General features: G+C 57.8%; 1 protein-coding gene and 3 tRNA genes. 3 read left to right on the forward strand and 1 reads right to left on the reverse strand.

Annotated features, from left to right (window positions below):
* Positions 1 to 308: 308 nt before the first annotated feature.
* The 3 genes from AC3B8H_RS19620 (at position 309) to AC3B8H_RS19630 (ending at position 562) form a co-directional block, all read left to right on the forward strand.
* Positions 309 to 385: transfer RNA gene (locus AC3B8H_RS19620), tRNA-Pro, on the forward strand.
* 6 nt (positions 386 to 391) lie between these two features.
* Positions 392 to 468 (forward strand) — tRNA-Arg (locus tag AC3B8H_RS19625).
* 18 nt (positions 469 to 486) lie between these two features.
* Positions 487 to 562: transfer RNA gene (locus AC3B8H_RS19630), tRNA-His, on the forward strand.
* Positions 563 to 969: 407 nt separating this feature from the next.
* Here AC3B8H_RS19630 and AC3B8H_RS19635 read toward each other — a convergent pair.
* Positions 970 to 3,301, reverse strand: a 2,332-nt coding sequence (locus AC3B8H_RS19635; protein WP_488443208.1) for a TonB-dependent siderophore receptor, incomplete at its 5' end; no start/stop codon positions are given.

Raw genomic sequence — 3,301 nt, forward strand, 5'->3', positions numbered from 1 at the left:
GCTGGCGAGCCATGGCGAACTGAAAATCCTTTCCGGCAAGCGCTTCGTGACCTTGAAAGCCATCGACATCGCTCAGTACACCGGTAGCCGCGCCAATCGCGGAAACGTATTGCCCAGAGGCTTTCAAAAAGTCGACGGTTTGGAATGTTTGGTTTGATTCGGAGACGAGGATGCCCGCGGCTTTGCCGGTACCGATATGTCGGCCGCGCTCGGCTTAACGTAAAAAGTGGTTGACGCGGTTTCGTTGGACCGGTAGAATGTCGGTCTTTCCGGTGCTCATTCGAGCGGCGGGGAAAACAAGATCAATTCGGGGTATAGCGCAGTCTGGTAGCGCGTCTGCTTTGGGAGCAGAATGTCGGGAGTTCGAATCTCTCTACCCCGACCAAGTTTTGCGCTTGTAGCTCAGCCGGATAGAGCATCGGCCTTCTAAGCCGAGGGTCGCAGGTTCGAGTCCTGCCAAGCGTGCCATTGCAAATTCACGTTATGGTGAGCGTAGCTCAGTTGGTAGAGCCCCGGATTGTGATTCCGGTTGTCGTGGGTTCGAGCCCCATCGTTCACCCCAGTATTCTCTCAGTCGTTCTGCCCGCATTTCGAATAGTTGCTTTGCTGCTTTCGCCATTCTTGCTTTCTTGATCGTTTCCATCTCGTCGGTTTTTTTCATCGGTATACCGATCGCTCTGGGATTTCCCAACTTCGCTTTGTCGAAGCCTTTGTCGCAAGCACCATTTTTTCTTCGCCCTGACTGTCTTTTACATCGAGCTGAATCCGTTCACTGAGTTGGACAATTTCGGTTAACCGGCCTGGGGTGGAACGTAAGTGCCCTCTTGTCCGCGCTAAAATGCCGGAATCGGCCGATTCGACTATTTCCGGCGGTTCGCGCGCGGGGCTGGAGAAGCTCGAGATTTTAATCCGGCCGACCGTCGATCGAGCGGCTAGGCCGCTTGATCGCCTTTGCGGCGGAAAGGACCGTCAATACTCCAAACGTACCGAGCCCATGAAGGTGCGCGGCGTGCCCCAAAAGTTTCGGTCGGCCCGGCCGGTTTCGAAATACGCCTTGTCCAGCAGATTGTCCGCGTTGATTTGGGTGGTCAGCTTGGTTTTTCCGATGTGGGTTTCGTAGCCGATCAGCGCGTTGAAAATGGCGTAACCCGGCAACTGAAAGTCGTTGGCGTTGGAGCCTTGCCGTTGCGAGCGGGCGACCACGCCGGCGCCGAACTTCAGCCCTTTCAACGCGCCGTCTTGCACGGTATAGGTATTCCACAGACTGCCGCCGTGCGCGGGCACGTTCGCGAGGCGATGGCCTTCGTCGGTACCGCCGTTGCTGACGATTTCCGAGTCAATGTAGGAATAAACCCCGATCACCTTCCAGCCCGGCAATACTTCGCCGGTCAGGTCCAATTCGTAGCCTTGGTTGCGGGCCTTGCCGACGGCTTCGTAAAACCGAGTGCCGGGGATCGGCGTGGCGATGTTTTGTTTGGTGATTTCGAAATATGCGGCGGTCAGATTGAGCCTACCGTCCAACCATTCCTTCTTGAAGCCGGCCTCCCATTGCTCCGAGGTCTGCGGTTTGATTTTGGCCCCGCCGTCGGCGTAAACCCCGATGTTCGGCGCGCCGAAGCCTTGCACGTAATTGCCGTAAAGGCTGAGCGACGGGAACGGTTGCCAGAGGATGCCGACGCGCGGCGTGACTTTATCCTCGTGGTTGGTGTCCTTGATGCCGCTGCCGAAAGCGCCGAAATCCTGCCAGGAGTTGGCGTTGTCGTAACGCATGCCCGCCAATAAATGCACGTCGTAAGGCAGCTTGATCTGGTCCTGCAAATACAGGCCGAACCATTCGAAGCCCAGGTTGCCGACAGCGTCCAGCCGCGATAATAAATCGAGATTGCCCGAATAAACCGGGTTGTAAATGTCGATATCCGGCACTGTTTGCGGTGTCGGCCAAGCAAAGGAATTTTCGAAGCTGAAGTAATCGCCGCCGATCAGCAACGTGTGTTCGAATATGCCGGTCTTGAATTTGCCGGTCAGATCGGCATTGGTGTTGTAGGTTGCGCCCAGGTTGTCGCGGACACCAAAATTGCCGCGATGCAGGGTTCGGTTGTCGGCGTCCAAGCCGAGCGGCGCGCCGGGCAGATTCTCGTTGTCTTCGGTGAAGTCGGCGAAGAAGCGGTGGCGGAAGGTCCATTGGTCGTTGAAGGCATGGCTCCAATCCACGCCGAACAGGATGTCGTCGCTGACCGCGCGGATATTCGGTTCGCTCAAATTGCGATTGCGCGGTAGAGCGGCCGGGCGATTGCCGATGCTCGGCGGGCCGCCAACGTCCGGCGCGGTGTCGTTGTGCAAATAGTCGATGTAGAACGTGGCTTGGGTGCGGTCGCTGATGTCCCAATGCACGGTGGGTGCGAAATAAACCCGCTCGCCTTCGATAAAGTCGCGAAACGAGCCTTTGTTTTCATAGGCCAGATTGGCGCGGTATTGGATCGATTTGTCGGCGTTCACCGGGCCGGTGGCGTCTATCGTGGTTCGATAAAAGCGGTAGGAGCCGAATTGCTGTTGCAACGAATAATAAGGCGTCGCCAGCGGCGTTTTCGGCACCATATTGACCATGCCGCCCGGCTCGATACGGCCGTACAAAATCGAGGCCGGGCCTTTCAAGACTTCCACTCGCTCCAGGCCAGCGGCATCGCGCAGACCGCCCTGAGTCCAGCCGGTCTCCAGCCGCACGCCGTTGTAGTAGGGGCTGAAATCCACGAAGCCGCGTACCAGAAAGGTATCGGCGGTACCGCCGTTGCCGGGGCCGCCATAAACCCCGCTGACGTTTTTCAAGGCGTCGTCCAGGCGGGTGATTTGCTGGTCGTTGATCACCGATTTCGGCACCACTTTCACCGACATCGGCAATTCCATCACCGGGGTATCGGTCTTGGTCGCGGTGGTGGCGTTGCGGGTTTGGTAGTGAGTGTTGTAAGGATCGTTGGTATCGTATTCGGTTTTACCGACCACGGTGATCGCCGGCATTGTGGTATTGGCATCGCTGCCGGTATCGCCGCGCTTGATTGCGACCGTATCGGCGGCGGTGAAGGTGTGGGTCAGGCCGCTGCCGGCCAATAGTCGGGTCACCGCTTGCTGGACCGTCAATTCGCCCGATAGCGCGGCACTGGTTTTACCTTTTACCGCTTCCTCGGCATAGAACACATGAATGCCGGTCTGGCTCCGCAGGCTTTCCAGCGCGGATGCCAAGGCTTGCGCGGGGATATCGAAGTTAAAGCTTCGCTCTTGCGCGGACGCGGCCACCGCGCCGCCGGCC

The sequence above is a fragment of the Methylomonas sp. BG-2 genome, assembly GCF_057766305.1.